Source organism: Rhodanobacter hydrolyticus, from assembly GCF_044904645.1.
Map to the genome: position 1 here is coordinate 949,992 of NZ_JADIKK010000008.1, position 24,393 is coordinate 974,384.

19 protein-coding genes and 1 tRNA gene are annotated in these 24,393 nt (G+C 66.9%); 10 read left to right on the forward strand and 10 right to left on the reverse strand.

Going from position 1 to position 24,393, the window contains the following annotated elements; genetic code table 11:
- Window positions 1–2: 2 nt before the first annotated feature.
- From ISP25_RS06735 to ISP25_RS06750, 4 genes are all read left to right on the forward strand, one after another.
- Entirely contained in the window at window positions 3–2,708 is a 2,706-nt protein-coding gene (locus tag ISP25_RS06735; protein ID WP_404612643.1) for a glycoside hydrolase family 2 protein, read from the forward strand.
- A gap of 16 nt (window positions 2,709–2,724) precedes the next feature.
- Entirely contained in the window at window positions 2,725–3,732 is a 1,008-nt protein-coding gene (locus ISP25_RS06740; RefSeq protein ID WP_404612645.1) for a LacI family DNA-binding transcriptional regulator, read from the forward strand.
- 90 nt (window positions 3,733–3,822) lie between these two features.
- Window positions 3,823–4,287: a GNAT family N-acetyltransferase gene (locus tag ISP25_RS06745; RefSeq protein ID WP_404612647.1), complete on the forward strand. Its 465-nt coding sequence runs from the start codon at window positions 3,823–3,825 to the stop codon at window positions 4,285–4,287.
- A 68-nt stretch (window positions 4,288–4,355) separates the two neighbouring features.
- On the forward strand, window positions 4,356–5,201 hold the full coding sequence (locus tag ISP25_RS06750; protein WP_404612649.1) for a sulfotransferase family protein: 846 nt from the start codon (window positions 4,356–4,358) through the stop codon (window positions 5,199–5,201).
- Window positions 5,202–5,797: 596 nt separating this feature from the next.
- Here ISP25_RS06750 and ISP25_RS06755 read toward each other — a convergent pair.
- Entirely contained in the window at window positions 5,798–6,187 is a 390-nt protein-coding gene (locus tag ISP25_RS06755) for an HU family DNA-binding protein (protein WP_404612651.1), read from the reverse strand.
- A gap of 376 nt (window positions 6,188–6,563) precedes the next feature.
- Window positions 6,564–8,492, reverse strand: a complete 1,929-nt coding sequence (locus tag ISP25_RS06760) for an SUMF1/EgtB/PvdO family nonheme iron enzyme (protein WP_404612653.1) — start codon at window positions 8,490–8,492, stop codon at window positions 6,564–6,566.
- A 97-nt stretch (window positions 8,493–8,589) separates the two neighbouring features.
- Between ISP25_RS06760 and ISP25_RS06765 the strand changes: the two genes are divergently transcribed.
- Window positions 8,590–9,702 (forward strand): ribonuclease D, encoded by a 1,113-nt coding sequence (locus ISP25_RS06765; RefSeq protein ID WP_404612655.1) that lies wholly within the window; start codon window positions 8,590–8,592, stop codon window positions 9,700–9,702.
- 57 nt (window positions 9,703–9,759) lie between these two features.
- Window positions 9,760–9,835: transfer RNA gene (locus ISP25_RS06770), tRNA-Ala, on the forward strand.
- Between the two features lie 53 nt (window positions 9,836–9,888).
- Here the strand turns inward: ISP25_RS06770 and ISP25_RS06775 are convergent.
- From ISP25_RS06775 to ISP25_RS06805, 7 genes are all read right to left on the reverse strand, one after another.
- Window positions 9,889–10,851: a Dyp-type peroxidase gene (locus tag ISP25_RS06775; RefSeq protein ID WP_343227529.1), complete on the reverse strand. Its 963-nt coding sequence runs from the start codon at window positions 10,849–10,851 to the stop codon at window positions 9,889–9,891.
- A gap of 411 nt (window positions 10,852–11,262) precedes the next feature.
- On the reverse strand, window positions 11,263–11,961 hold the full coding sequence (locus ISP25_RS06780; RefSeq protein WP_404612657.1) for a pseudouridine synthase: 699 nt from the start codon (window positions 11,959–11,961) through the stop codon (window positions 11,263–11,265).
- The gene (locus ISP25_RS06785; RefSeq protein ID WP_404612659.1) at window positions 11,958–13,028 is read right to left on the reverse strand and encodes a class I SAM-dependent methyltransferase; all 1,071 of its coding nucleotides are present in this window, start codon (window positions 13,026–13,028) and stop codon (window positions 11,958–11,960) included. The genes ISP25_RS06780 and ISP25_RS06785 overlap by 4 nt, the downstream gene beginning before the upstream one ends.
- Window positions 13,029–13,080: 52 nt before the next feature.
- Entirely contained in the window at window positions 13,081–13,422 is a 342-nt protein-coding gene (locus ISP25_RS06790; RefSeq protein ID WP_192154749.1) for a carboxymuconolactone decarboxylase family protein, read from the reverse strand.
- Window positions 13,423–13,476: 54 nt separating this feature from the next.
- On the reverse strand, window positions 13,477–14,262 hold the full coding sequence (locus tag ISP25_RS06795) for an AcvB/VirJ family lysyl-phosphatidylglycerol hydrolase (RefSeq protein WP_404612661.1): 786 nt from the start codon (window positions 14,260–14,262) through the stop codon (window positions 13,477–13,479).
- Between the two features lie 26 nt (window positions 14,263–14,288).
- Window positions 14,289–16,868: a bifunctional lysylphosphatidylglycerol flippase/synthetase MprF gene (gene mprF / locus ISP25_RS06800; protein WP_404612663.1), complete on the reverse strand. Its 2,580-nt coding sequence runs from the start codon at window positions 16,866–16,868 to the stop codon at window positions 14,289–14,291.
- A gap of 123 nt (window positions 16,869–16,991) precedes the next feature.
- On the reverse strand, window positions 16,992–18,992 hold the full coding sequence (locus ISP25_RS06805) for an OPT family oligopeptide transporter (protein ID WP_404616280.1): 2,001 nt from the start codon (window positions 18,990–18,992) through the stop codon (window positions 16,992–16,994).
- Window positions 18,993–19,169: 177 nt separating this feature from the next.
- Here ISP25_RS06805 and ISP25_RS06810 point away from each other — a divergent pair, with 177 nt between their 5' ends.
- The 4 genes from ISP25_RS06810 to ISP25_RS06825 all read left to right on the forward strand — a co-directional run bounded on the left by ISP25_RS06810 (window position 19,170) and on the right by ISP25_RS06825 (window position 22,703).
- Window positions 19,170–20,579, forward strand: a complete 1,410-nt coding sequence (locus tag ISP25_RS06810; protein WP_404612665.1) for an NfeD family protein — start codon at window positions 19,170–19,172, stop codon at window positions 20,577–20,579.
- Window positions 20,576–21,346 (forward strand): slipin family protein, encoded by a 771-nt coding sequence (locus ISP25_RS06815; RefSeq protein ID WP_404612667.1) that lies wholly within the window; start codon window positions 20,576–20,578, stop codon window positions 21,344–21,346. The genes ISP25_RS06810 and ISP25_RS06815 overlap by 4 nt, the downstream gene beginning before the upstream one ends.
- Window positions 21,347–21,421: 75 nt before the next feature.
- Window positions 21,422–22,150, forward strand: a complete 729-nt coding sequence (locus ISP25_RS06820; protein ID WP_404612668.1) for a glutathione S-transferase family protein — start codon at window positions 21,422–21,424, stop codon at window positions 22,148–22,150.
- Between the two features lie 103 nt (window positions 22,151–22,253).
- Complete coding sequence (locus tag ISP25_RS06825) at window positions 22,254–22,703, forward strand: FKBP-type peptidyl-prolyl cis-trans isomerase (RefSeq protein ID WP_404612670.1); 450 nt, start codon at window positions 22,254–22,256, stop codon at window positions 22,701–22,703.
- 687 nt (window positions 22,704–23,390) lie between these two features.
- Here the strand turns inward: ISP25_RS06825 and ISP25_RS06830 are convergent.
- On the reverse strand, window positions 23,391–24,371 hold the full coding sequence (locus tag ISP25_RS06830; protein ID WP_404612672.1) for an LLM class flavin-dependent oxidoreductase: 981 nt from the start codon (window positions 24,369–24,371) through the stop codon (window positions 23,391–23,393).
- Window positions 24,372–24,393: the final 22 nt, after the last annotated feature.

The window sequence follows — 24,393 nt, forward strand, 5'->3', positions numbered from 1 at the left end:
CCATGCGAACCCCATTCAAGCACGCACTCTGCACGGTGATTGCATTGGCAATAACGGCATCCGCCGCGCCCGCCCATGCCCAGGCGACCTATGCCGCCGCACAACTGGCCGGCGGCGCCGGCACCAGCACCGCCATCGGCCACTGGCTGATCCAGGACAGCGCGAAGGCGCAGCAAGGGGGCGCCGAAATCTCCTCGAGCGGTTTCCCCACCAAGGGCTGGTACCCGGTCAGCGGGCGCGCCACCGTCATGGCCGGGCTGCTGGAAAACGGCACGTACAAAGACGTGTTCCACAGCGACAACCTGGGTACGGTGCAGGTGCCCGACTCCAGCGGCACCCTGTTCGTGACTCCATGGTGGTATCGCGGCGAATTCGTGCTGCCGGCAAGCGCAAAAGGCTTGCACACCCTGCTGCGCAGCAGCGGCATCATCGCCAGTGCCGATATGTGGTTGAACGGGCACCAGGTTGCCGACCATGCCGCCGTCGCCGGCGCCTACCCCGTCCACGAAATCGACGTGACGCAGTGGACGCATGCAGGCGCCAACACCGTCGCCCTCGACGTGCATCCGGCCGACCCGAGAATGGCGCTGACGACGAGCTGGGTGGACTGGAACCCCACGCCGCCGGACAACAACATGGGCCCGTGGCGCGGCGTGGACATCGTGCAGACCGGCCCGGTCGAGCTGCGCTGGCCGCAGGTGATCCCGTCGCTGCTGCCCGATCTCTCGCATGCCGACCTGACCGTGAAGGTGGAAGCGAGGAACCTCGACACGGCGGCGCACGACGCGACGATCACCGGCACCGTGGCCGGCATTACGCTGCAGCGGACCATCCATCTCGCCCCCGGGCAGATGCAGGTGGTTTCGTTCTCGCCCAAGACGAATGCCGGTCTTGCACTGGACCATCCAAGGATCTGGTGGCCGGTCGGCATGGGCGGACACCCGCTGTACCGGCTCGACATGACTGCAGCAGTCGATGGTGCAACCTCCGACAAGGCCGACGCAACGTTCGGCATACGCAGCGTGCGCTCCAGCCTCACCAAACAGGGCTACCGCCAGTTCTTCGTCAACGGCAAACCGCTGCTGATCCGCGGCGCGGGCTGGGCGCCGGACATGTTCCTGCGCAGCGATCCGGCGCGCATGGAAGCCGAGTTCCGCTACGTGCTCGATCTGGGCCTCAACACCATCCGCAGCGAAGGCAAGCTGGAGGACCAGCATTTCTACGACCTCGCCGACCGCGACGGCATCCTGATACTCGCGGGCTGGGAGTGCTGCGACAAATGGGAGTCCGCCGCCAAGACCGGCGGCGCGCCCTGGGACGCCGCCGACGAAAAGGTGGCCGAGGACTCGATGGCCAGCGAAGCGCGCCTGCTGCGCAACCATCCCTCGGTGATCGGCTTCCTGATCGGCAGCGACAACGCACCGCCGCCGGCCATCGCGAAGATGTACGTCGATACCCTGCGCGCTGCAGACTGGGCGTTGCCGATCGTCGCTGCCGCCTCCGATCAGGGGACTGCCGAAACCGGCCCTTCCGGCATGAAGATGGCCGGTCCCTACGACTGGATTCCGCCCGCCTATTGGTACGCTGACAAGCTGGGCGGCGCGTTCGGCTTCGCCTCCGAGGTCAGTGCCGGCGCCACCATTCCGCGGCTGGAAGACTTGCAACGCATGTTGTCGCCGCAGGAACAGGAAGCGCTGTGGAAATACCCGGAGCTGCGGCAATACCACGCCTCCGCCGCGTGGTCGCCGTTCGCGGTGCTGACGCCGTTCGACAATGCCCTCGCACACCGTTACGGCGCGCCGACCGATCTCGCCGACTACGTCGCCAAGGCCCAGCTCGACAACTACGACAATGTGCGTGCGCAGTTCGAGGCGTTCAACGCGCACATGGATGCGGCCAATCCGTCCACCGGCGTGATCTACTGGATGCTCAACAACGCCTGGCCCTCGCTGCACTGGCACCTGTACGACTACTACATGAATCCGGCAGGCGCATACTTCGGCGCGAAGAAGGCCAACGAGCCACTGCATATCCAGTATTCCTACGACTCGAACGCCATCGTGCTGGTGAACCATGCACTGGACGATGTGCCCGGTTTGCAGGCGGACATCCGCGTGCGCAACCTGGACGGCAGCGTGCGTTACCAGAAGCACCTGCAGGGCATCGACCTTGCCGGCAACCACACGCGGCAACTGGCGACTCTGCCGGCGATGGCAGGTCTGTCGCGCACCTACTTCGTCGAGCTCGGGCTCGCATCGGGCGACGGCAAGCCCGTCAGCCGCAACGTCTATTGGCTTTCCACCCAGGCGGACAAGCTCGACTGGGACCATTCGAACTGGTACCTCACACCGTTGACGCAGTACGCGGATCTCAACGCGCTGAAGTCCCTGCCGGCCGCAACGAGCGAAGTTCGCGCAACGACGCGGCATGACGGCGACGAAGAGGTCACCACGGTCACGCTGTCGGTGCCCGCGTCTTCCGCGGCCGTGGCGCTGTTCCAGCACGTGTCTATCCGACGCGGCGCGCACGGCGCTCTCGCGCTGCCGGTCGTGTGGAACGACAATGACGTTACGCTGTGGCCCGGCGAATCCATCGTGCTGACCGCACGCTACGCAGCACAGGGGACCGCAGGCCCGGTCGTCGAAGTGAGCGGCTGGAACGTTCCAACCCGAAGCATCCCGGCTGCTGCGCAGGAAACCACGCATTGAATACGGACAGCACCCCATGTCGCGCGTGACCATCAACGATGTCGCCCGGGCTTCAGGTACCTCGAAGAAAACCGTGTCGCGGGTGCTCAACAACGAGCCGAACGTGCGCGACGCCGTGCGCGACCGCGTGTTGGCCGCCATGGCGGAGCTCAACTACCGTCCGCTCACTTCGGCGCGCAGCCTGGCGACCAACCGCTCTTTCATGATCGGCCTGCTGTACGACAACCTCTCGCCCAGCTACATCATGGAAGTGCAGGCCGGCGTGCTGGAGGCCTGCGAGGCGCAGCACTACAGCATGATGGTGCAGCCGCTGGTCTCGACGTCGCCGGACCTGGTGGAGCGCGTCGAGGACATCCTGTCGCGGCACCGGCCCGACGGGCTGATCCTCACGCCGCCCATCACGGACCATCCGCAACTGCTGGACCACCTGCGCAGGCACGACCTGCCGTTTGCCTCGATCGCCCCGCTCCACCCCAAGGACTGCATCGGCGTGATGCTGCGCGAGCGCGAGGCCGCCGCGGCGATGGTGGCGCACCTGGTGGCGCTGGGCCATCGCCGCATCGCGCACATCATCGGCGACCCCAAGCACGGCGGCGGCGTCTGGCGCCTCGCCGGCTTCCGCGACGGCATGCAGCGCGCCGGCCTGAAAGAAAACCCGAAGTACATGGTGCAGGGCGAGTTCTCCTTCGAATCGGGCGTGGCGGCCGCGCGTCAACTGCTGGCGCTGAAGCAGCGCCCCACCGCCATCTTCGCGGCTGACGACGACATGGCTACCGGCGCGATCTGGGCCGCCGCCGAAGCCGGCGTTTCCGTGCCCGGCGAAATCTCCATCTGCGGCTTCGACGACACCAACATCGCCACCCAGGTATGGCCGCCGCTGACCACCATCCACCAGCCCGTGCGCGAAATGGGCAGACGCGCCACCGAGGAACTGCTGTTGCGCGTGCAGGGCAAGGGCGACGCCACGATGGTCGAGGTCGGCTACGAAATGCGCATCCGCGCCTCGACGGCGCCCGCGCCTTGAACGGCCCGCGTAGCATCCACCGGGTCACTCAAGCCAGGCACCTTGCTGCGGCCGACCGCTTCAGTCAGGCATGGTCAAGCGGAGCATGACGTGAAAATCGTCGTAGATGATTTGACCCATCCGGAGGTTCATGCCCTTCTTCGGGAACACGTGGCCGGCATGCATGCCCATTCCCCTCCCGAAAACGTGTTTGCGCTGGATCTGTCCAGACTGAAGGTGCCGGAGGTTATGTTCTGGACCGCCTGGGACGAAGCGGAACTTCTGGGTTGCGGTGCCATGAAAGAACTCGATGCCACGCATGGCGAAGTGAAATCCATGCGCACCGCCGCAGGACATTTGCGCAAAGGCGTGGCCCGGAAAATCCTTGATGCCATCCTGGCCGAGGCCGGACGCAGAGGCTATTCAAGGGTGAGCCTGGAAACAGGCTCCACGGCCGCCTTCGTCCCGGCGCATACGCTGTACGCGCAGGCCGGCTTTGTACGCAGCGGGCCATTTGGTGATTATTCTCCCAACGACTTCAGCGTGTTTTTCACAAGAACGATTGGACAGGCCTGACCCTTCCTTCCACCCGGACGGGCCGACACCTATCGGTCGATTCAAGCCATCAAGAGGAAGCCACCGGCATGTCCACCGCACCTGACGCCAGCAAGCCGCCACGGAAGTTCCACTTCATCTCCGGCCTGCCGCGTTCCGGCACCACGCTGCTGGCCGCCATCCTCAACCAGAACCCGCGCTTCCGCGCCGGCATGACCAGCCCGCTGGCTGACATCATGGGCGTGGTGATCGCCGAGGCGAGCAGCAAGAACGATTTCTCGTTCGACGTTTCCGACGAGCAGCGCGTGGCGCTGCTGCGCGGGCTGGTGGAGAACTTCTATTCCGTGCAGGCGGACGCCGGCGTGGTGTTCGACACCAGTCGTCTGTGGTGCAGCCGCATGCAGTTGCTCGATACCTTGTTCCCCGGCGTGAAGGTGATCGCCTGCGTGCGCCAGCTGGCATGGGTGCTGGACAGCATGGAACGGCTGGTGCGCAGGCAGCCGGTCAGCGTCAGCAAGGTGTTCCGCTTCGACACCAACACCACCGTCTATTCGCGCATCGAGGCGCTGACCGACCCGCGCGGCATGGTGGGCTTCGCCTACCAGGCCACCAAGGACGCCTTCTACGGCCAGCACGCGCAGGATCATCTGCTGCTGCTGACCTACGAAAACCTTGTACGCGACCCGGCCACGGCGATGCGCGCGATCTACCGCTTCCTCGACGAACCCTGGTTCGAACACGATTTCGACAACGTCGAATACCACGCGGACGAGTTCGATGCCCGCGTGGGCATGCCCGGCCTGCACACCGTGCGCCGCAAAGTGGAGGCGGTCGAACACCAGCCCATCCTGCCGCGCGAAATCTTCGGCCGCTTCGCGAACGAGGCGTTCTGGATGGATCCGAAGAACAACGTCAACCAGGTGCCCATCGTGTAGGGGGCTGTTCGCGGCTTTGAATCCGCCTGCTTCCATTTGCGGGGAGATGTTTTGCGTTGTCGCAAGTGGCAGAGCGGTTTCGGTCGCCTGCCGGCGCCCGGGCTACTTCTCTTTGCTGGCCCACGCCACCGCAGGAGCGGTGGCGAACAGCGGAGCCGGCCCGAAGGGCGGAGGGCAGGATGCCCGGAGTCAAGAGAAGTAGCCCAGAGAAACGGCCTGGTTCAATCCGCCGGAATTACAAGCAGGCTGTATCGAGGAGTTGGGAACTACCCCAGCCTACGCGATTGGCGGGACGGCCACACCGCGTCGTATCTGGAAACCGAGGGCGGGAACCTGCGGCACTTCGCTCTGCATTTCTTGCTCGTCATTCCGGCGCAGGCCGGAGGAGCTCTACAACAGCGAAGCTGGTCGTCCAGCGACCAGGAGCCAGATCTGCTGTCTTGGCCTGCACGCAAACAGCTATCGGTGCCGGTTATGCGGGGCATGTGAACAGGCTCCATGGCATGCCATTGCCACGAAAAACAAAGGCCGCTTGCGCGGCCTTTGTCGTATCCGGAACCGCACCACCCGCATCGCGGGCGGCGTGGTGGCAGCGCTTAGAGCGCAGCGTCCTTCAGCTTCTTCAGCGGGCGCACCTTCACCTTCACGGTGGCCGGCTTGGCGGCGAACACCTGTTCCTGCTTGGTGAAGGGGTTGATGCCGGTGCGCTTCGGCTTGGCCGGCACCTTCACCGCGTTGACCTTGAACAGGCCCGGCAGGGTGAACTGGCCGACGCCCTTCTTGTGCAGCGAGCCGAGCACGACGTGCTCCAGCGAGGCGAGCACGGCCTTGACGTGCTTGGCTTCGACGCCAGCGTGCTGGGCGATGTGGGCGATCAGGCCGGACTTGCTCAGCGAATCGCTGATCGGCTTGACGGCGGCGGGAGCCTTCGGCGCCGGCTTGGCGGCCTTGGCGGGGGCTTTCTTGGCAGTGGTCTTGGTAGCCATGGGCATCCATCTATGGTGATTGGGGCACCGCCTCCAACGAGGCGACGGCCATTCGGCCTGCACAATCTACGCGAAATTTAGGTGTTTGGTGTAGTTGCGGCGCATCAGAGTTTGTTTGCCGCCTCTGCATGACCCGCGCCGGCAGCTGTTTGCGCGCAGGACAAGGAAGAACGAAGGAGTGGACGTCCGTCCACGATTGAGTGATGACGCCGGCATGCGGGCAAACAGCCCCGGCCCTTCGGGTTGCCTTGCCGTGGCCGCCATGCGGCAGCGCGCGGCTTGGCCTGCCAGCCAGTCAGGCGCTGGCCACGCACCACCACCTGACGGCCACGGCAAGGCAACGCAGGCCATGCAGAGACGGTAAGCAGGCTCTTGTTTACAGGTCGCGCACTATGCGGAAACCGATGCGCCCGCTGCGCAGGCCGGCGTCGGCAGCTTGCCGCCATTCCGAGCGCGCCTGGTCGGGCGAGCTTCCCCACGATCCGCCACGAAGCACGCGCACGCTGCAGCCGGGGTTGAGCCATGCGCCGCCATCGAGGGGCGCGCGGATGTAGTTGTCGTGCCAGCAGTCGGCCGTCCATTCGGAAACGTTGCCGCCCATGTCGTACAGGCCGAACGGATTGGGCGCGAAACTCATCACCGGCGCCGGCCCCCAGTAGCCGTCGCCGTAGTCGCGGAACGCGTTGTTCCAGCGCCGGCCGCTGGGCGAGCGGTCGCGCGAACCGGTGAGGTTCTCCAGCTTGCCCTTGGGCGTGCCATCGCCCCACCAGTAGCGCGTGGTGGTGCCGCCGCGCAGCGCATAGGCGAATTCGGCTTCGCTGGGCAGGTGGTAGGTCTTGCCGGTGCGCTTGCTCAGCCAGTCGGCGTAGGCCTTGGCATCGCCCCAGGAGATGTTGACCACCGGCAGGTTGTCGGCCGCCTTGTTGCCAGCGTAGTCGTCCTGCCAGTTGGCGTTGCTGTCGTCGTGCATGGTGCCGCTGCGTTCGTCGTACACGCTGGCGCCACCGCGCTTCACCGAGTCCGGCACGTAACCGCTCAACCTGACGAATTCGCGGTACTGGCCTACGGTGATCGCGCTGCGCGACATCGCGAAGCCCTGGGCGATGTTGACCTTGTGCTGCGGCTGTTCCGCCGCGCCGCCATCGCTGGTCGCCCCCATCAGGAAGCTGCCGGTGGGGACCACCACCATCGCCGGCGACTGCCCCGTCACGTCCACGTAGCGGTCGCTGAACACCTGGCCCGGTTTGTGGTTGTCGTAGAGCTGCGCGTTGAGCAGTTGCTGGTCGAACGCGGCAAGGTCGGCCAGTTGCGGGCTCACTGCACGCGCTTGTGCGGCAAGCTGCGCCGCCATCGGGAGGTTGCCGGCATCCAGCGCGGAGCGCGCCTGGTCCAGTACGGCACGCGCACGCGACGTGCGCATGTCGTCCACGCGCTGGCGCACGTCGTGCAGTTGCTGCGAACCGGGATGGATCAGCTGTGCCTCGGCCAGCACCTTGTCGGCGCTGGTGAAGTCGTTCTGCGCCACCGCGGCCAGCGCGCGATCCAGCACGGCGTGCTGCACGTCGAGGACGCCCTGCTCCGCCACCGCATTCTGCGGATCGAGCCGCTGCACCTGCCGGTAGATGTCCAGCGCGCTGCGACCGACCGGCTGGTCCGCCTTGCCCTGTTGCAGCAAGCCCGCCGCCTTCGCCAGCAGCGGACGCACTTCGGTGAGCGTCTTGAGCGCAGCCGCGAGACGCGACGCGTCGTCCATGCTGTCGGGCAATTGCTGCAGCGTCGCCAATCCGTCGCCCGCATCCTCGGCATTGCCCAGCGCGATGTCGCGCTCGATCTGCGCCACCAGCCGCGAGCGCACGTCGATCACGCCCTGCGCGGCGCGGCGACTGTCGGGCTTGTCCTTCGCCGCCTGCAGGAAGAGCGCGGCAGCGCTGTCCGGGTCGCCCATCAGATGGCCGGCGGCAAGCGCCTTGTCGGCGCGATTCAGCAATGCGCGCACCTGCGGCGTATCGGCCGTCAACTGCTTTGGCAACTTCGTGTGCTCGTGCTTCAGCCGCGCAGCGATCACCTCGGTAGGCGCGAGAGTGATCGGCGGTCCGGCGTTCAACTGGTCGTCGGCCAGCTCGTCCACCGCCGCGGTGTGCCCGGGCGGCACCGGCAACATCGGCACGACCTTTCGCACGACCTCGACCGGCTCGGCGTGGAACAGACCCGGAAAGAAGTGGTACCCCAGCCCGAAAGCCAACACGAATATGCCGAACACGCCGCCCAGCGTACGTTGGCGTTGCAGCATGCTGTTGCTCGGCATGTTTAGGCGTTCCCGGATCGGCCTGCTATCGTCGTCCGCCCACCTTATGCCACGACCGATGGCGGGGCAATCCGCGCCCTGCGATTTCGAGGAAAACATGTCCCTGCCCAATGCCACCGCCGACTGGATCGCCGACCGCGCCACGCTGCAAGCCTGGCTGGACGACGTGCCGACGGAGGCGGTGGTCGGCCTGGACACCGAATTCATGCGTCGCGACAGCTTCCATCCGCAGCTGGCCCTGTTGCAGTTGGGTTGCCGTGGTCGCCACGCCCTGGTCGATCCACTGGCCTTCGCGATCGACGATGCGCTGCGGCCCAGGCTGGGCAACGGCGACGCCGTGACCGTGATGCACAGCGCCGGCGAGGACCTGGAGACGCTGGCGCCCATGCTGCCCGACGGTCCGCGCATGCTGTTTGACACCCAGATCGCCGCCGCCTTCGTCGGCATGGGGCTGGGCATCAGCTACCGCGCGCTGGTCGCGGAACTCTGCGGCGACGAACTGGACAAGGGCGAGACGCGCTCGGACTGGATGCAACGCCCGCTCACCGCATCGCAGCGCAGCTATGCCACGCTGGACGTGGTGTACCTCGAATCCATCCATGCCCAGCTCGCCGAACGACTGCGCCAGCGCGAGCGCAGCGATTGGTTCGCCGAAGACTGCGAACGCCTGAAGCGCCGCGCCAGCCACCGTGACGGCGACCCGCAACCGCAGCGGGCATTGCGCGGCGCGGCCGAGTGGTCACCGGAACAGCAGACCCTGTTGCGCCGGGTCCTGCTGTGGCGCGACCGCAGCGCACGCACGCTGGACCGCCCGCGACCGTGGCTGCTCGACGACGCGCTTGCCATGAGCTTCGCCCAGCAACCACCCGCCAGCCTCGCCGAACTCGAACAGCGCGGACGCGGCCAGCGCGCCCTGCGCAGCGCCCAGCGCAGCGAACTGTTCGCCTTGCTCCGCGAACCGCTCGAAGCGGAAGAAGTCGCCACCACCCAGCCGATACCCGCCCATCCGCAAGGCGAAGCGAAGAAGGCGCTGGGTGCGATGAAGACCCTGGTCGACGAACGCGCCGCCGAACTCGAGCTGCCTGCAGGCCTGCTCTGCCCGCGCAAGGTGCTGGAGGAATACGTGGTCACCGCCGAATGGCCGGACTTCCTCGACGGCTGGCGCGGCCAGGTACTGCGCGAACGCCTGCCCGCCCTGCTGCCCGGCTGAGCGGGCGGCGAGGCTTGCCCGCCCCAATCCGAGTGGCTATTATTCGCCTTCCCTTTCGGGGCCATAGCTCAGCTGGGAGAGCGCGTCGTTCGCAATGACGAGGTCGGGAGTTCGATCCTCCCTGGCTCCACCAAGAAACAAAAATGCCGCCTCCGGGCGGCATTTTTTTATGACGCTTGACCCAGCCTAGTTCGCACCGCCTGCCGCACCGGCCGGCGCGTCGTCGGACACATCGTCCAGGAAGGCCGCGGCCGGGATGAAGAACAGCGAGCCGGTCACCGCCCTGCTCACGTCGAGCAACCGGTCGTAATTGCCGGGAGGAAGGCCCACGAACATGTTCTCGAGCATGCGCTCGATGCGAGTCGGCGAGCGCGCGTAGCCGATGAAATACGTGCCGAACTCGCCCTTGCCGATCTCGCCGAACGGCATGTTCGCCCGCACGATCTGCAGCTGCTGTCCGTTCTCTTCGATGTTGGTCAGCACATTGTGCGCATAGCGCTGCTTGGCATGCTCCGGCAGCTCGATGTCGGACAGCTTCTTGCGGCCTATCACGCCCTCCTGGTACTCGACCGGCAATGCGTTCCAGGCTTGCATGTCGTGCAGGTACTTCTGCGTGATCACGTAGCAGCCGCCTGCAAAGCCCGGATCCTCGTCGCCGATGATTGTTGCGTCCACGGCCGCCTGGTCGACCGGATTCTCCGTGCCGTCGACAAAGCCCAGCAGGTCGCGTTCGTCGAAATACTTGAAGCCGTGCACCTCGTCGACCACGGTCGCGGCGCCGCCGATCCGATCCATGATGGCGCTGGCCATCTCGAAGCACTGATCCATCCGGTTGGCGCGGATATGGAACAGCAGGTCGCCCGGCGTGGAAACGGCGTGGTGGACCCCGCGGATCTCGCGGAACGGATGCAGTTCCGCAGGCCTGGGCTTTCCGAACAGCCGATCCCAGGCCTCCGAGCCGAACCCCATGATGCACGACAGGCACCCTTCCTGGGCGCGAAACCCGACAGCACGCAACAGCGAGGACAGGTCGGCGCAGAGTCCTTTGACCGCCGCGTCATGCTCAGCCCCCGCCTTCAGGGTCATCACCAGGAAAATGGCGGACTGCGTGAGCTTGCCGGTCACGGGCTGGGAATTGGCGTAGCGCACGTCGATGGTCCTTGGGGTGTTTGGAAACGAGGCCGCGAACCGGCCATGAGATCCGGTGCCGTTCAATGCATCTTGCCAGGAAGCCCCGATTCTGCCCGCCATCCCGGCGCATGCCGGACTTCGCGAGTACACCCGGAAGGTGGTCTAGCGAGCAGCAGGCGCATGAATCATGCAGCACCGTCAAACGGTTGAACACAGCGACCCTGGAAGGCCCCGTTTCGCCGCCGCAGACGCCTCCTGCTTGCGCAACCGTGACGGACTGCAGGCAGGTTGTTCAGGGCAACCCAGGCGCACTTTCCCCCTCACCTTCTCCGACAGAGCCTCACTCGCGGCGAAGGTCGATGAACCGCCTCTCCTCCAGGATGCGAATTCGCACCCGAGAGGCCTTCGTTTGCCTGTCCGGAGTCCCTGCTACGCAAAGATGCATGCAACGTCATCCGCATCAAGCGCGCGCCACCCACCCGGAGCCAGTTCACCCAACGCGAGCGCTCCGACGGCCACGCGCTGGAGGGTTTCGACATGGTTGCCGGTGGCGGCGAACATGCGGCGCACCTGATGGTAGCGACCTTCGGTGACGGTAAGACGGGCGTGGCGCGGGCTGAGCGTTTCCAGCCTGGCAGGCGCAAGCGGCGTGGTTTCGGATTCCAGCAGCAATGTGCCGCTGGCGAACAGCGCCGCTTCGTCACCGCGCAGATCCTGCGCCAACGTGGCTTCGTAGACCTTGGTCACCTCGGCCTTGGGCGAGATGATCCGATGCAGCAGCGCACCGTCGTCAGTGAACAGCAGCAGGCCCGAGGTATCGCGGTCGAGGCGGCCCACGGTGGAGAGCGCAGGTTCGCGGATGCGGTAACGCGGCGGCAACAGGTCGTAGACCACCCGGCCGGGATCCTTGCGCGAGCAGGTGACGCCCAGCGGCTTGTGCATCATCAGCACCAGGCCGGGCGGCGGATCGAGCGGCTCGCCGTCGATGTGGATCTGCGCGTGCTCCACCTTGTCGTCGGCGTACAGCACCTCGCCAGCGGCGTCGGTGATGCGGCCCTCGCGGAACATCCACGCCACGTCCTTGCGGCTGCCGTAACCGAGATTGGCGATCAGCTTGACCAGTTTCATGCGCGCAGGCTCCTCGCCTCGATCACCTTGAAGCCGTCCTGCAGCGCGAGCTGCCGCACATCGGCGAAGCGTGCGGCGAGCAAGGCCTCGTAAGGCAGGTGGCGGTTCGCCACGATCAGCAGGCGCCCCGACTCCACCAGCGCGTCGGCGGCGCTGGTGATGAAGGCGCGGCCGAGTTCCGGCAGGTCGGCGCGGCCGAGATGGAACGGCGGATTGCTGACGATGGCGTCGTAGCGGCGCGGCAGGCCGCGCGTGACGTCGTGCCCGTGCACGTTCACCGGCAGCTCGCGACCGGCCATGCGCAACGCGTTTGTCACGTTGCGGCGGGCGGGTTCCAGCGCGCGCGCTTCCGCTTCGTACAAGTCCAGTGCGGTGATGCGCGGGCAACGCGCGATCAGCTGCGTGGCGAGGTAACCGTAGCCCGCGCCGAGGTCGGCCACGCGGCCGTGCAGGTCGCCGGGGAAATGCGCGGCGAGCAAGGCGGAAGCGCGATCCACGCGATCCCATGCGAACAGGCCGGGGCGGCTCCACCAGCCGTCGGCGGTTTCACGCGGCGCGTCCAGCGCGCGCCATTCGTCCTGCAGGAGGCGGTCGACGGCATGCGGCTCCGGCGTGCTCCAGAACACGCGGCAATGATGCTTGGACAGGTTGCCCACCGCGCCCACGAGCTTGGTCAGGTCCGCCTCGCCGGACTTCGCGCCTTCGGCCTTGGCCATGCTGGCCACCAGCGTCCCGCCAGGCGCGAGATGGTCCAGCGCACGGGCGAACAGGGCGCGCGCCTCGTCGCGCTGGCGCGGCGGCAGCAGCAGCACGAGCGGGAAGATTTCGCCCTCGGCCGGCTCGCCCACGCGCAGGCTGCAACGCGCCAGTTCGTCGGCAAACGGCAGGAAGCTCTGTTCGCACAGCCAGCCGGGCTGCGCCAGTTCGCGCAGTTGCACGCCCGCACGGGCGCGCAGGAACAGCGCTTGGCCATCGGTCGGCAACCGCAGCACGCCGGTGTCGAAGGGCACGCACAGGGCGGCCAGCGCCGCTTCGGGCGCGGCCGCGGAAAAACCGCCAGCACTCACAGCAGATCCGGATCGGGGAGTCGCTGCGTATTGTAGGCGGTGAGCGCGACTCTCAGGCAGCGCCGTGCTGACTCACCGCATCCATCACGCGTGCCGAGTACACCAGCGCGGCGCCGGCGTTCATCGCCACGGCTACGCCCAATGCTTCGGCGATCTCCTCGCGCGAAGCGCCGTGCTTCAGCGCCTCGCCGGTATGCACGGTGATGCAGCCGTCGCAACGGGTGGTGACGGCCACCGCCAGCGAGATCAGTTCGCGCGTCTTGGCGTCCAGATGGCCGGTTTCGGCGCCCGCCCTGGACAAGGTCTGGTAGCCGGCGAGCGTGCCGGGGCTCAGTTTGCCGATCTCGCCGATGCGCCCCAGCAGTTCTTTGCGGTATGCGAGCCAATCAAGCATGACGTGCCTCCTCTCCCGAGCCATGGAACGGGCGACAGTGTCGCCGAGGAAGCGTTAATGACCCGTGCTGGTACCCGCCGCCTGCGCCGGCATTTCCTCGACCATCTGTGCCGCCAGCGGCTGGTAGCCGCCCTCGAAATGGTGGTCGCCGTTCTTGGCGTGCACCGTCACCCAGGCGGGCAGGCCGGGATCGGTGCACAGGGCGTCGTCGGCCTCGTCCTTGCCGTAGTAGCAGACCACCGGGAACTGGTCCTTGAGCGCGACCAGCGGCGGCAGCGCATCGTAGTGCTCCACCTTGTTGAATTTCTCCAGCACGGTCTTCACGAAGGCCTTGAAGCGCCCCTGCGTGATCATGTAGCCCTCGAACTGGATCTCGAAGCTGGTGTCGTGGCTGGGCGAGAGCAGCACCAGCTGGGTGATGCGCGCGCGATTGGCCGGGCTGAGCTTGTCGATGAGGGTGGGCAGCACGTCGGCGCCGAAGGAGAAGCCCACCAGCCACACGCGGCGCTTGTGCCACTGGGTCAGGTACTTGGTCATCAGCGCGTCGAGCTCGGCGGCAGCCTGGTCCGGATCGCGGTTGCGCCAGAAATACTTGAACCCGTTGATGCCCAGCACCGGGATGCCATCCGCCACGAAAGCGCCGCCGAGCTGCTTGTCGAGATCGGCCCAGCCGCCGTCGCCGGAATACAGGATGGTGAGCACATCGCCCTTGCCCGCCGGCGCCTGCACGCCGGCCGCCGGCGTGAGCACGATGGTGGAATCCTCCAGGCTGGGCTTGGAGAACGGTGTCCACACCAGCAGCGCCAGTCCCAGCACACACGCACCCACGCCTGACCACATGATCCACTTGCCTCTCTTCGACTTGCTCATCGACGCACGACCCCGGTGATGCCGCCGGAAATGAGGCTGGCCACGTTGGTAAGGATCACCGGCAGCGCGATGCCGCCGGGCACGGCCATGTAGCGCGGCTCCCACTCGGGGTCGAACTTGTCCTTGTAGCGCTGCAGGCCCTGGAAATTGTAGAAGCGTTCGCCACGCCCGAACACCAGCGCGCCGAAACGGTTCCACAGCGGCGCCTGGCGACGGCTGGTGAGACCGGCCAGCGGCGCCATGCCGAGGTTGAACCAGCGGTAGCCGTGCTGCTTCGCCCACTGCATCAGTTCGATGAACAGGAAATCCATGATGCCGGACGGGCCTTCGGGCACGAAGCGCATCAGGTCCAGCGAGGCCTCCTCGCGCGTCTCGGTGAGGAACAGGTTGGCGAAGGCCAGCAAGGTTTCGCCCTGCCATATCAGCGCCATCGGCGTGCGCACCAGATAGCGCGGATCGAACGAACCCAGCGAGAAGCGCTTTTCGCGCGCGTTCTTGTCGCCCAGCCAGGCGTCGGAAATCTGCTTCAGCCGCGGCAGCAGCGGCGCCACCGCTTCCGCCGGCACAATCTCCAGCCGCAGGCCGTCGCGGCTGAGCTTGTTGACCGTGCCGCGCAGGGTCTTCTTCGACTTGCCGTCGAGGTTGAAGTCCTCCAGCCGCACGCGCGCTTCCTCGCCGATCTTCAGCAGGTTCATGCCCACTTCGAGATACATGTCCAGGTCGGCCGGGCTGACCTGGTAGAACACCGGCCAGCCGCCCGCGCGCTCGCATTGCTCCATGAAACTCCACACCAGCTCGCGCCGCGCATCCTCGTCCTCGCCCACCGGATCGCCCATGGTCACCCAGCTGCGCCCACCGGTGTCGTACATCAGGAAGGCCTTGCCGTCGGCGTCGAACAGCAGGTGCTTGTCGCCCATCAACGCCAGGTGCGCCTGGGCGGAATGGAAGTTGCGGATCAGCGGCAGCGCGCGCTCCAGCTCCGCCTCGCTGGGTGGATCGCAGCGCAGGCGTTGCGGCTTGATGAGCGTCGCCAGCGCGAACAGCAGGCCCGCCGCCGCCGCACCCACCAGCGCACGCAGTGCGCGCGACGCTCCCTGGTGAAAGCTGAATTCCCACCACAGGCTATTGCTGTACTCCACGTGCTTGTAGCTGAACATCACCAGCCAAGTCGCGCAGCCGAACACCGCGAGGATCGCCACGATCCAGCCCACCGAGAAGCTGGCACTGAGCAGGGACGCGCGCCGGTAGAACAGACGGTGCGCCGGCCCCAACGCCATCGCCAGCAGGGCCAGCAGTGAGGCTTCCTCGTAGTCGATGCCCTTGAGCAGCGAGAACACCGCGCCCACCACCAGCAGCACCAAGGTCGCCCAGTAGGCCACGTCCAGCCGCCGCTGCAGGCCGCGTGCGAGGATCAGCAACAGCATGCCGATCACGCTGGCCATGAAGTGCGAAACCTCCAGCACCGACAGCGGCAGTACGTCGCGCAGGACTTCCATGCGCTCCGGCAACGCCCGCGTGGCACCGGAGAACAGCAACACCGCGCCCGACACCAGGGTCAGCCCGGCGAAGAACGAAGGCAGCAGACCGGTGAACCACGGCGACCACAGCGACTGCCGCCGAAGACCGCGCGCCTCGCGCTGCAGCACCAGCATGGTCGCCGCGCACAGCGGCATCAGGTAGTAGACGACGCGGAACATCACCAGCGCGCCGAGAATGGGTGCGGCCAGGTGCTTGTCGTTGGTGACATGGAAGCAGGCCAGCATCATCGTCTCGAACACGCCGAGGCCGCCCGGCACGTGGCTGATCAGGCCCGCGATCTGCGCGATCACGAAGATCGCCAGGAAATGCCCGAAGCTGGCGTGCAGGCTGTCCGGCATCAGCACGTACATCACCGCCGCCGCCAGCCACCAGTCCAGCGCACCCACCAGTACCTGGCGCAGGGCCGACAGCGGCCGCGGCAACAGCACGCGCCAGCGCCACAGCTTGATCGGCTTGCGGATGAAGCCGCCGAAGATCCATGCCAGCGGTACCGCGGCAAGCGCGACGGCCAGCGGGATCCGCCAGCGGCTCATGTGGATCTGCCACTCGCCGATCTGCACCAGCGCGGGCAGCGGCTCGACCAGCAGGGTCACGCCGGTCAACGCCAGCAGGCCCAGCCAGAAGCTCAGCGTGCAATACAGCACCAGCTTGGCGATCTCGGCGGTGGAAAGGCCGTTCTGCAGGTAGAAGCGGTAGCGGATCGAACCCGACACCAGGAACGACATGCCCACCGCATTGCTGAAGGCATAGCTGATGAAGGAGATCAGGGTGACCCGCTGCCACGGCATCGACCGGCCGATCGACTTGAGGCCGAAGCGGTCGTACAGCGACATCACGCCGAAACCCAGCATGGTCAGCACGATCGCCAGCAGCAGCCGCGTACGCGACACGCTGGCGACGTACTCGCGGATTTCCTGGTAGGTGACGTGGCGTGCGAACTGGCGCAGCCCCCACAGCGCCAGCACCAGCAGGCCTACCGACATCAACGGCCCGGCCACGCGGCGCAGCACCGCCACCCGCGGGCTGATCGGGTTCAAGGCATCATCCGCGCGCGGCACCTGCTCGACTTTTTCCTGCTGCTCCACGCGACGCTCGTTTTCCCTGGGGACACCCGATTTTAAGGCACGCCGTGTTGCAGGCGGTGAACAGCGTCGCCGCGGTCAGCGCGCGGACGTGCCCTGGCCCATGCGCGCGATCCAGCGGTACATCACCGCCACCAGGACCACGAACGCGATGCCGCCGATCCACTGCGCCGCGTCACCGAAACTCTCGCCCACCAGCGCCAGCGGCGCCGCCTTGCCGGAGAAGCCGACGATGAACGCGATGACCACGCCCATCACGCTCTCGCCCACGATCAGGCCCGAAGCAAGCAGGACGCCGAGCTGCTTGGTGGCCTCCGGCTTCTTCGAACGACGATCCGCGCGGCGATCGAAGAGCCAGCCCACCACCGAACCCACCACCACCATCAAGGTGCTGACGGTCGGCAGGTAGATGCCCAGGCCCACCGCCAGCGGCGGCACGCGCATGTTCCGGGTCGTGCGCGCAAGGATTTCGTCGATCACGATGATGCCGACGCCGATCCCGATGCCCGTGATGATCAGGCTCCAGTCGATGTTGTTGGTGATCACGCCCTGCGCCAGCGCGGAAATCAGGCCCGCCTGCGGCGCCGGCAACGCATGCGCGCCGACGCCGGCCACGCCCACGAAGCCGTAGGCCTTGTTGAGCAGGTTCAACACCGGCGGAATCACCGCGGCGCCGGCGATCACGCCAATGACCAGCGCCACCTGCTGGCGCCACGGCGTGGCATCGACGAGCTGACCGGTCTTGAGATCCTGCAGATTGTTGTTGGCGATGGCCGCCACCGTGAACACCACCGAGGTGATGAACAGCGCGAACGCCACGAGTGCCTTGCCTTCTTCCGGACTGACATGCGGCTTCACGAACGCCACCAGCAGCAGCGCGGCGGCGATCACCACGAGAATGCCCACGCCCGACAGCGGGCTGTTGGACGAACCGATCAGTCCGGCCATGTAGCCGCACACGGTGGAAACGAAGAAGCCCATCAGCACCACGAAGGCCACACCGCCGATGGCGAGCACGGCGACCTGGTCGCCCAGGCCGCTGATCGAACCGAAGTAGCCGAGCAGCCAGGCGATCGGCACGAAACACGCCAGCGTGATCAGGCCCACGATGCCGATCGGGATGTCGCGCTCGGTGCGCGGCAGCGAATCGGCGTTGCCGGCCTTGCGCACGCGCGAAGCCGCCATCGCCGAAGTCAGGCCGGTGATCACCGGCTTCACCAGCTTGGCCAGGGTCCAGATGGCCGATACGCCGATGGCGCCGGCACCGACGAAACGCACCTTGTGGCTCCAGGTGCCGTTGGCGAGGTCTGCCACGGACTGGCTCATGTCGCCCAGCACCGAGTAATGCGGCACGCCCCAGCCCCAGCCGATGACGGCGCCGATGAGCATCGCGATACCCACCGACAGGCCCACCAGATGGCCAATGGCGAACAGCGCGAAGGAAAGATTGAAATCGAAACCGCTGACCGCACCCTTGTCGTTCACGCGGAAATTGCGCACGAAATCCGACGCGAACACCTGCGTGGCGACCACCACGGCGAACACGGCCGAGACGATGGAGCCCCACAGCACGGCGAGCAGGCCGGCGCGGCTCTCTTCCGCGCTGCCGGCATCCGCGTCGTCGCCAGTGCCCACCTTGAGCACTTCGGCGCAGGCCAGGCCTTCCGGATACGGCAGATCGGTATCGGTCACCAGCGCGCGACGCAGCGGGATGGAATACATCACGCCCAGGATGCCGCCCAGCGCGCAGATGGCGAACGAGGTCCAGAACGGGAAGTCGGCCCACCAGCCGATCATGATCATGCCCGGCAGCACGAAGATGATCGAGGACAGCGTGCCGGCGGCCGAGGCCACCGTCTGCACGATGTTGTTCTCCTGGATCGTGGAGTTCTTCATCGCCCGCAGGATCGCCATCGAGATCACCGCCGCCGGGATCGAGGTGGCGAAGGTCAGGCCGGCCTTGAGACCGAAGAACACGTTGGCCGCGGTGAACACCACCGTGATGACGATGCCGATGACCAGGCCACGCAGGGTCAGTTCAGCGCGCGAGGATGCGCTGGGTGCGGATGGCTTCACGATGGGACTCCCCGGATGGACACTGCCGCGCACGATAGCGTGGATCGGGCGTACCGTGAATATTTCGACCGGCAAGCCGGCGCCTGGCGCGATCGGCAGGCTCCGCCGGGGAACGGCCTAAACACTGCCGCAACAGGCGCTGGCGCACTGTGGCGGCACTGGCATCCGGGAGGCGCATACGTGTCGCGCAGGCCATGGCTCAGCTTCGGCGTCGCCACTGCCCTTGCACTGGCGCTGGCCGCGCTCGCGGCCGGATCGCCACCGCCTGCGCGCGGCAACGCCGGTTTCGTGGCGCGGATCGACCTGGACGGCCCGATCGGCCCCGCCGCGGCGGAATACGTGGATGCTGCAATGCGACAGGCGGGCGCCGACGGCGCCACCGCCATCGTGCTGCAGATGGATACGCCGGGTGGCCTCGCCGAATCGATGCGGCAGATCGTCAGCGCGATCCTGGCGTCGCGGCTGCCGGTGCTCGGTTACGTGGCGCCTGCCGGCGCGCGCGCCGCCTCGGCCGGCACCTACATTCTTTACGCCTGCCCGATCGCGGCGATGGCACCGGCCACCCACCTCGGGGCGGCGACCCCGGTCAGTCTCGGCGGCGGCACGCCGCTGCCGATCGGCGGCACCCAGCCGGCGCCATCCAAAAGCAGCGGCACACCCGAAACCGGCGGCCCCGCCACCGACGCCGAAACCCGCAAGGTGCTCAACGACGCGATTGCCTACATCCGCTCGCTGGCGCAACTGCGCGGGCGCAACGCGGCGTGGGCCGAGCAGGCGGTGCGCGGCGCGTCCACGCTGACCGCCGACGAAGCGGCCAGCCAGCACGTGATCGACTTCGTCGCCGCCGATGATGCAGCGCTGCTGGCGCAAGCCGATGGCCGCACGCTGAAGCTCGGCGATCAGACGGTGACGCTGGAACTGCGCGGCCTGCCTGTGCGCGACTACCCGCCGGACTGGCGGGCGCGCTTCCTCGGCATCATCACGAATCCCACCATCGCCTACTTGTTGTTGCTGGCCGGCATCTACGGGCTGATCCTGGAAGCCTTCCACCCCGGCACCTGGCTGCCCGGCGTCACCGGCGGCATCTGCCTGCTGGTGAGCTTGTACGCACTGCAGCTGCTGCCGGTGAACTACGCGGGCCTGGCCCTGATGGCGCTGGGCATCGGCCTGCTGCTGGCGGAGGCCTTCGCGCCCACCGCGGGCGTGGTCGGCATCGGCGGCGTGATCGCGTTCGTGATCGGCTCGATCATGCTGTTCCATCGCGGCGTACCGGGCTACACGGTGAACCTGGGGGTGATCGCCGGCCTCGCTGTCTGCGCCGTCGCCTTGCTGGCCATGCTGCTGCGGCTGGTGTCGCGTGCACGCCGCGCCAGGCGCTTCCTCGGCGACGAATCGATGCTGCTGGCCGGCGGCGAGCTGCTGCAGGCGGTACCGGCCGGCGGCGAAAGCTGGGCGCTCATCGCTGGCGAACGCTGGCAGGTGCATTGCGAAGCCGCCCTGCCTGCCGGCGCGCGCGTGCGCGTCACCGCCCGGCGCGGCTTGCTGCTTCAAGTCACGCCCCTGCAGTCGAACGAAGGAGAACTCCCATGATCGGGTTCGGTGGTGTCGTCGTCATCGTGGTGGCCCTGCTGCTGTTCCTGTCGGTCAAGGTGCTGCCGGAGTACCAGCGCGGCGTGGTGCTCACGCTGGGCCGCTACACCGGCATCAAGGGGCCGGGTCTGGTGATCCTGGTGCCCATCGTGCAGCGCATGACGCGGGTGGACCTGCGCGTGACCGTGATGGATGTGCCGCCGCAGGACGTGATCTCGCGCGACAACGTGTCGGTGCGGGTCAACGCGGTGGTGTATTTCCGCGTGGTGGAACCGGACAAGTCGGTGCTGCAGGTGGAAAACTTCCTGCAGGCCACCAGCCAGCTGTCGCAGACGCGGCTGCGCTCGGTGCTCGGCCAGCACGAGCTGGACGAGATCCTGTCGCAGCGCGACTCGATCAACCACAGCCTGCAGCGGATCCTCGACGAGGCCACCGACCCCTGGGGCATCAAGGTCACCAACGTCGAGCTCAAGGATGTCGACCTCAACGAGACCATGGTGCGCGCGATCGCCCGCCAGGCCGAGGCCGAACGCGAGCGGCGCGCCAAGGTGATCCATGCCGATGGCGAACTGCAGGCCGCGGAAAAACTGCGCGACGCCGCCGCGCTGCTGTCGCAGCAACCGCAGGCGCTGCAGCTGCGCTACCTGCAGACGATGGCCGACATGTCCAACAACGGCAAGGCTTCCACCATCGTGTTCCCGCTGCCGCTCGAACTGGTCCGGCCGCTGCTCGAAACGCTCAAGCCTGCGCCGCCGCCAGCCGCGTGAACACGCCTCTGCTGACAACAGGCTGTCAGCAGCCCCCCGGCAGGCTGCCCCTCGTCCAAACCGAGGAGACACGCCATGAGCATCACCCTGTACGGCTGCGCCCCCGCCTTCGACCTGCCCGACCCCAGCCCCTTCGTCACCAAGACCGAAGTGCAGCTGCAGATGGCCGGCCTGTCCTATCGCAAGGTGTTCGCGATCCCGCCGGAATCCCCCAAGGGCAAGCTGCCGTACATCGACGACGCTGGCGAGATCGTGTGCGACTCCAGCTTCATCCGCGCCCACCTGGAGCGCAAATACGCACTGGACCTGGATGCTGGCCTCGATACGCGCCAGCGCGCCGAGGCCTGGGCGGTCGAGCGCCTGCTGGAAGACCACCTGTACTGGGCAATGGTGTGGTTCCGCTGGGTCGACGCGGAGAACTTCGCCAAGGGTCCGGCGCATTTCGTCGACCGCGCACCAGAGGCGATGCGCCAGCGATTGCGCGAGGACATGCAGGCCGCGAAGCAGAACGAACTGCATGCGCACGGGCTGGGCCGGCATTCGCGCGAGCAGATCGCTGAACTGGGCACGCGCTCCATCGACGCCTTGGCCGTACTGCTTGGCGAGCAGGACTACCTGTTCGGCGACCGGCCGCATGCCGTGGACGCCATCGGCTTCGGCGTGCTCGCCGCCGTGCTCACGCCGTTCTTCGACACACCGCTGCGCACGGCTGCCGAGCGCCATCCGAACCTGGTCGCGTACGTGGCGCGCATGATGCGCTTCTACTACCCGGCACACGCGTGGCGGCAGCCGCTGGCGGCCTGAGCGCCTGATCATGGTCTCCCCAGGGTCCATGGGAGGTCGCGATCAAGCTCCAGAGCAGAGACGATCTGCGATGATGCGCCGTCATCATCGCGGATACCTGTCCATGCGCCATCGCCTCGCCCTGCTCGCCATCGCTGCCGTCGCTCTCGCCGCCTGCAACCGCATCCCGCCACCGCCCCCGCTGGCCAGCCACGGCCAGGTGGACAAGCTCGCCACGATCGATACCAAGACAGGCACCGGCCCCGAGGCGAAGCCAGGCATGACGGTGCAGGTGCTCTACACCGGTTGGCTGTACGACGACCGCGCCAAGGACAAACACGGCACCAAGTTCGACAGCACCGACGACCACGGCGGCCAGCCGTTCTCCTTCCCGCTGGGCCAGGGCCAGGTCATCAAAGGTTGGGACCAGGGCGTCGCCGGCATGCACGTCGGCGGCGAACGCACCCTGCTGATCCCCGCCGAACTCGGCTACGGCGCCCGCGGCGCCGCCGAAGTGATTCCGCCCAATGCATCGCTGGTGTTCGACGTGAAGCTGGTGGGCGTGGGGCAGTAGTAGGCGGCTGCCCTGCAGATCTCCGCGGACGCTCCCGCACAATGCTTTCTTTCGCAGGCGCCGAAACGACCGTGATCGCATGCCGCAAGAAACAGAGCGATTTCGGTCGCCTGCCGGCGCCCGAGTCACTTCTCTTTGCTGGCCCAAAGAGAAGTAACCAAGAGAAATGGCCTGGTTCAATCCGCCGGAATTACAAGCAGGGTGTTTCGAGGATGCTGGAATTACATCCCGCGACACGTCCACTGCCGCCGCCATTCCGCGCCGTATCTGGAAGCTGAGGCACAAAGGCCTACGATGCCTGTACCGTTTTGCTCTGGCCGTTGCTTCTGGCGCGCACGATGCGCGCCTGCTCTACCCGGGGCCCCTCGGCGGCGGTGAGGCGTGGACGATCAGGCCGCGCAGCGGGCATCGCCATGGAGGGCGATGCCTTTTCGACCGGGCAGGAAGCCCGGCCGAAAAGCCCGGCCACGCCTCACGGACTCGGAGGGCAGGACGCCCGGAGAGCGCCGCCGCGGGGTGGCCTTCTCTTTTGGTTACTTTTCTCTTGGCCACGCAAGAGAAAAGTAACTCGGGCGCCGACAGGCGCACGAAACCGCTTCGTCGCTTGCGACAACCGAACAAAAGAAAAGCGCCCTCTCCCCCAACCCCCTCCCACAAGTGGGAGAGGGGAGGCCGGCTTCGAGCGAGCTACCCGCGCGCAGCAGCCACCAGCTCATACGACCGCCGCCGCAACCCATGATCAAACACATTGCTGGTGATCATCAGCTCATCCGGCTTGTGCCGCGCAATGAACTCCGCAAGCCCCTGCTTTACAGTCGAGGCATCCCCCACCACGGCACACGCCAGCGCCCGCTCCACCATCAACTTTTCCGTCGACGTCCAATACGACTCGATGTCGTCGATCGGCGGCGGAATCAATCCAGGCTGGCCGCGGCGCAGATTGATGAAGCTCTGCTGCTGCGTGGTGAACAGGCGCCGCGCCTCAGCATCGCTGCCAGCCGCCACCACGTTGATGCCCAGCATGGCGTAAGGCTGCGCCAGCCGCGTCGAAGGCTTGAAGTTGCGGCGGTACAACGCCAGCGCCTCGTCCATCGCGTCGGGCGCGAAGTGCGAGGCGAACGCATACGGCAAACCAAGCTGCGCGGCCAGCCGCGCGCCGAACAGGCTGGAGCCGAGTATCCATACCGGCACCTCGCTACCCGCGCCGGGCACGGCGCGCACCGTCTGCCCCGACGTGGCGGGTTCGAAATAGCCGAGCAGCTCCACCACGTCCTGCGGAAATTCGTCGGCGCTTTCGTAATAGCGGCGCAGCGCCCGTGCGGTGGCCTGGTCGGTGCCGGGCGCGCGCCCGAGACCGAGGTCGATCCGCCCCGGATGCAGCGCGGCCAGCGTGCCGAACGCCTCGGCCACCTGAAGCGGCGCATGGTTCGGCAGCATGATGCCGCCCGCGCCCACGCGGATGGTCGAGGTACCGGCGGCCACGTGGCCGATCAGCACCGCCGTCGCCGCGCTGGCGATACCCGGCATGTTGTGGTGCTCGGCCAGCCAGTAGCGCGTGTAGCCCAGCCGCTCGGTGAGCTGCGCCAGGTCCAGCGTGTTGCGGAACGCCTGCGTGGCATCGCTGCCCACGGTGATCGGCGCAAGGTCGAGTACGGAAAACGGAATCATGGCGGCATCCAATAACACGATG